This window comes from uncultured Campylobacter sp., assembly GCF_938031315.1.
Lineage (GTDB): Bacteria > Campylobacterota > Campylobacteria > Campylobacterales > Campylobacteraceae > Campylobacter_B.
In genome coordinates, this window is record NZ_CALHHT010000317.1 from 1 (window position 1) to 5,461 (window position 5,461).

The 5,461-nt window shown below is 47.8% G+C and carries 5 protein-coding genes; 3 read left to right on the top strand and 2 right to left on the bottom strand.

Annotation, left to right across the window (positions count from 1 at the left end; all coding sequences use genetic code 11):
• Together Q0236_RS07805 and Q0236_RS07810 are read right to left on the bottom strand one after the other, a co-directional pair.
• On the bottom strand, positions 1 to 2,458 hold a 2,458-nt coding region (locus Q0236_RS07805; protein WP_297916661.1), incomplete at its 3' end, for a cytochrome c biogenesis protein ResB.
• A 309-nt stretch (positions 2,459 to 2,767) separates the two neighbouring features.
• A complete protein-coding gene (locus tag Q0236_RS07810) occupies positions 2,768 to 3,259 on the bottom strand; it encodes a CreA family protein (protein WP_297916663.1) in 492 nt (163 codons plus the stop codon).
• A gap of 98 nt (positions 3,260 to 3,357) precedes the next feature.
• On the opposite strand from Q0236_RS07810, the gene Q0236_RS07815 reads away from it, so the two are divergent.
• From Q0236_RS07815 to Q0236_RS07825, 3 genes are all read left to right on the top strand, one after another.
• On the top strand, positions 3,358 to 4,716 hold the full coding sequence (locus Q0236_RS07815) for a phosphomannomutase/phosphoglucomutase (protein WP_297916665.1): 1,359 nt from the start codon (positions 3,358 to 3,360) through the stop codon (positions 4,714 to 4,716).
• Between the two features lie 48 nt (positions 4,717 to 4,764).
• Positions 4,765 to 5,025, top strand: coding sequence for a CmeU family protein (gene cmeU, locus Q0236_RS07820; RefSeq protein ID WP_297916667.1), 261 nt, complete (start codon positions 4,765 to 4,767; stop codon positions 5,023 to 5,025).
• Positions 5,018 to 5,461 (top strand): alanine racemase (locus tag Q0236_RS07825; RefSeq protein WP_297916669.1); only part of this gene is annotated, 444 nt, incomplete at its 3' end. The genes cmeU and Q0236_RS07825, both read left to right, overlap by 8 nt.

Sequence of the window (5,461 nt, forward strand, 5' to 3'; positions counted from 1 at the left end):
TCTCGCTAGGCATTAGGTTTGCACCGTTTTGCGCTTGGTATTTTTTGACGTAGCTTAGCATCTTTTCCGCGCCACTCCAATCCCCGCTTTCTTGGGCATAGACCACGGACGAAACAAATATTCCCATCATCTTTTTAACTTCAGCAGATTCGTTTTGATCCAGCGCATCGCCTAGATATAGCGGCGAAAGCCACTCGTTATTTTTAGCGTTCTTAACCGGAATAATTCTAAAATAATCCCCCATAAACGCCGAGTAAAAGACGTTTACGCGCTCATTTACCTTGATGATCTCTTTATCTAGCACACCGCGATTGCCCAAAGGCTTGCGGTTGATCTCCTCGACCATTTTATCGAGCTTGTAATAGCTCTCGCCCCCTTTAAATTCAAAAAAATCCATCATACTGGCGTGGCTTTGCTTCTCATCCATACCTAGAATTTTTTTAAGCTCCGGCTCGCTAACCTTGATGATTGGCGCACGCCTCCAGTAGCTTTGATTTAGCATAAAAGAAAGCGCGGCGGCGTTATGGTTTAAAATTTCGCCATTTGGCGCCTTGTAGTTGTCGGCACGGTAAATTTTATTTAAAAGCTCCCTAGAAACGGTATCAAAAGGCTCCATTCGCCCATCAAATCCCTGAATTACGAGGCTTGCTAAATCCTCACTAAATTTAGGATCAAATTTCGGCACGGCTAGCTCGCCTCCCATAGTAGAAAAATTATGCGGTGGGACGGAGTCTTGTTCCGCTGCAGATTCTTGCGAAGCGGAGCTTTGATTGGAATTTTCAGCGGTGGAATTCGGCGCGGAATTTTGCGAAGCCGGATCTTGCACGCTAGCAGGGCTTTGCGGCGCGGAATTTTCTGTAGCTGTGTTTGAGACGGAACTAGAATTTTGAGTAGTGGAGTTTTGTTCGGCATTTGCTGCGCTAGGATACAATGCAGCCAAGCTCAAAGCCAATGCGCCTATTAATGCCAATGCCGCACCTTTAGTGCCGCGTCGCGTTTTTTTGGCGCGTTTTGATGCAGAGCTTTCTGCAGAGCTTACGGACACCGAGCTAGACGCGGAATTTTTAGAATTTACATCTTTTTCTCGAGCAAGATGCGTATTTTCGCTGATTAAGCGCGAGAGCTTGAAAAAGCGCGAGCCTCGGTTGAAAAAGTTAAAAAACATCCCCACGCAAAGCAAAAAATAGCCGATGTAAGTTGGAACTTTGCCGGGGTCTTTATTGACCGAAAGCACGGTACCACGCTCATCCGTGTCGTATGAGCTTTGGAAAAATCGGTATCCGCCGTAATCGAGCACGTGATTCATAAAAATATCATAATCAAAGCTCGTATTGCCGTCTTTTAGCGTGATTTCGCTTTTATATCCGGAGGGCGAATTGGTGCCTGGATAGCGATCCATCACAAAGTCGCGAAGCGCGATTTTAAAAGGCAGATGAAGCATCTTTGGCGCCAAGGCTACGATGAAATTCTTATCTCCCACCTTATAGCTAGCGCCATGCGAATCCCTAGGCACGTAGATTTCGCGACTCTGCCCCGCAAAGCTTAGCGTAGCTACTACGCCGGGCTCACCCGGTAAATTCGCAGCTACCGGAACAAATTTCTCGACCGCGGAGCTAAGCAGGCTAACGGGGGCGAAATTTATTCCATCGAAGCTGTAAAGCAAGAGATTGCCTAGCGGATTATCCTCGTTTCTCTTAAGCGTCGCAGTGCTCATATCAGCCATTTTAGTGGCGTTTATATCAAGACTTGAGTTTAGATAAAATTTGCCGTCTTTGGATTTTATGTAGATGAAATTCTTACTTTTAGGCTCTGCATTAAAAGTGATACTAAGCTCGCCTATCTCCATGCTCTCGCCTGATTGCAAGGAGACGTTTTGGCTGCCAACGTTGTTGGAAAATAATAGCTCCACGCGCGCAGGAGCCTGTCCGGTCGGATCTTGCACCCATTTTAGCTCGCCGTGTTCTACGAGCTCTTTAAATTTTAAATTTGCGATCCTGCCCTCTACGTCTAGATTGAGATCGAAGTTCATCCGTCCTGCGCCGTTTAAAAATTTACTCTCGTCAGCAGATATAAACTCGCCGTCATTGCCTAAAGTAAGAAGCTGAACGACCTCGTCTTTAGTCGTTACGATCGAGCTCTCGCCGCCCTCTCTTATATGGATATTGCCCTCAAAGCCGAAATATCTAGTCAAAATCGCTCCAGCAAGCATAAACAAAAAGCTTGCGTGAAAGATTAGCGCAGGCAGCGTGCGAAGTTTAATCATGCGGTAGCGATAGATATTGTAGGTTAAATTTACTCCCAAAAGCACCATCAGCGCGCCAAACCACGCAGTAGAATAAACCATCGCCCAAGCTACTTCCGTACCGTAAGCGGTCTCTACGAAAGTGGCGATCGCACAGGCTAGCGCCAAAATCAGTAGCATCACTGACGCGCACTCCATACTAAAAAATGTCTTCATCGATTTCCTTTAGATTTATGAGGGTTTTCAAAATCGCGAGATTTTAGCAAAAATTGCTTAATTTTTCATTTTACGACTTGCAAGCGCACGCCTGCTAGCGTAGCGCGAATATGCGTTAAGATGCTCTGATAAAGCGGTAAAATTCTCATCTTAGGCATTCGCGCAGGAATTTAACGGCGCGGATAAATTTTGTAAAATGCTGCAGAATTTGGCAAAATTCTATGTAAATTTTATGCGCCATCTCATAGCGTAATTTCTAATTTAGAATTCCGCTGCGATAAAATTCTATCTTTGCGAAATTCCTTCTTATTATTTTTTGCCTTGGGTATATGCGAGCTCGCACACGTCGCCCACGGCTTGGTGGCACGGGATTGCCGAGATCGAGTTATTAGGCGAGCCGTCGATCACTTTATCTGAATAAACCAAATAGATTAGCGAGCCCTGCACCGCGTCGTAAAGCCTAACTACGTGGGTCTTTTTGAAGATCAACGAGCTGCGTTTTTCAAAAATATCCTCTTTTTTCAGCTCCTCTTTGATGATGATTTTAGGCGCTGTCTGCACGCACGACACAGAGGCTTCGGAGCGATCCTCCTCCACGCCGATGATCTCTTTGGCGCCGCCTTTTTTGGCATAAGAGACGTAGCAGGTCACTCCATCAACCTTAGGATCTTTAACCGCGATAACTTCGATGCGATCGTCTTTGCCAAAAATTCTAAACGAAGTATTTACGCTACCTACGAGCTCGTAATCGCCCGCGCAAACAAAAGCCGCTAAAATCGCCACTAGAATAAATTTTTTCATAACCATCCTTTGGAATTTTAGCGGCGATTTTATCATTTATAATATAAATATTAAGCAAGTTTTTATAAAATACCGCGATTTAAATTTAAAGGAATTTTATGATCGAAGATATCTTTAGAGAATACGATATTCGCGGCATCGTGGGCGAGGAGCTAAACGAGCGCAGCGTAAAGGCAATCGGCTTTGCTCTTGGCAAACATATCGCAAATCTCGGGCTTGAGCGCGTTAGCGTGGGATACGACGCCCGCCTTAGCGCGGATGAGCTTTTCGGCTATTTCGTAAGCGGGCTAAATTTCGCCGGACTGCGAGTTTATAATATCGGCTTGCTGCCGACGCCGGTGGGCTATTTTAGCGTATTTACGCATAAATTTGACGCAAACGTAATGATCACCGGCTCGCACAATCCCAAAAATTACAACGGCTTTAAGATCACGATCGGCACGGACAGCTTCTTTGGCGAAGATTTGAAACGTCTAGGCGCGCAGGTGCGGGAGCTGATGAGTTCAAATTTTGAAATTCCAACTGATCCAAGCGCCCAGAGGTACGACATTTTAAGCGAGTATTTAGCATATTTTGAGAAGGAATTTGCGGCTCTTAAGGGTTTTGCCGCGCCTTTTATTATCGACTGCGCAAACGGCGCCGCGGGCGTTACTGCTACTAAAATCATCGAAAGGCTGGAGCTAAACGCTAAAGCTTTATTTCCGCAGCCCGACGGCAACTTTCCAAACCACCACCCCGATCCCAGCGAGGAGAAAAATTTAGCGGATCTTAAAGCCGCGATGAGGCAAGACGACGTGGCTTTGGGCTTCGGCTTTGACGGAGATGCCGATAGGATCGCCGTGCTTACGCCGCGCCGCAACATAAAAGGCGACGAGCTGGCCTGCCTACTGGCTCTAAACATGAACCGCCCGCGCATCCTAGGCGAGGTCAAATGCTCGCAGGCGATGTACGATACCATCGATAAGATCGGCAAAAGCTTCATGGGCAAGACCGGCCACAGCAATATCAAAAAGGCGATGAAGGAGCTAGGCATCGACCTTGCCGCCGAAGTTAGTGGGCATATCTATTTTAAGGAGCGATATTTCGGCTTCGACGACGCCGTGTATGCGATGATGCGCGTGCTCGAGCTCGTCAAGCTCGGCTTTGATCTTGACGGCGAGCTGGACAAGCTGCCGCGGACGTTTAGCACCGACGAGATAAAATTTAATACGAGCGAGGAGCGCAAATTTGAGATCATCGAGGCAGTCAAAGCGCGTATTCATAGCGGTATAGAGGAGCTTCCCGCCGTGCGCGACGTAATCGAGATAGACGGCATCCGCGTGCGGTTCGACGACGGCTGGGCGCTCGTGCGCGCGAGCAACACCACGCCCGTGATCGTAACTCGCTTCGAGGCCGGCAGCGCGGGCTTTAGAGATAAGATGCAAAGCGTATTTTTAGAAATTTTGAAAAAATGCTAAATATCGCCAGGGTAAAATTTGATGATAAATTTAAATCAAGGATGTGAAATGCAAAAAAACAGCGAAGCAATCGGGCAAAAAGAGCTCGTCGAAAAAAATATCAAAGAGCTTTTGGGCGCCAGGGCGGAATTTTTTAAATTTTTAGACGAGCGCGTGCCTAAGATCGCAGGTACTGACGTATTTGATTTCGAGCGCGCAGGTGTAGCTAGCCTGAAGGAGGTTTACGCGAAATTTTACGGCTACGACTACGCCGCGCGCAAGCTGCTGCCCTATCTCTACCGCGCGTACGGAGTGAACTTCGATGTCTGAGATACTGCTCGATCGCGCGGCATATCTGCATAATCTCGCGCAGATCGCGGCCAAAGTAGGCGGCGCGGATAAAATTTTCCTAGTCGCCAAAGACAACTCCTACGGCCACGGCTCTAGGCTCTGCTGCGAGGCTGCGGCGAGCTTCGGTATCGACAAGGCGGTCGTGCGCACGATGAGCGAAGCCGCGCAGATCGCGGATCTATTCGGCGAAATTTTAGTGCTTTCGCACATTCCAAGCGGGCTTGAGGACGAGCGGTTTTGCTACGCGGCAAACGATCTTGGCTACTTCGCGCGCCTTAAGAGGGGCGTTAAAATTTACATCGCCGTAGATACCGCGATGCATAGAAACGGCATCGACGCGAGCGAGCTTGACGAGGCGCTTAGGCTGTGCAAGGCGGGGGAGTTTAGGCTGATGGGTTTTTTCACGCACTTTCGC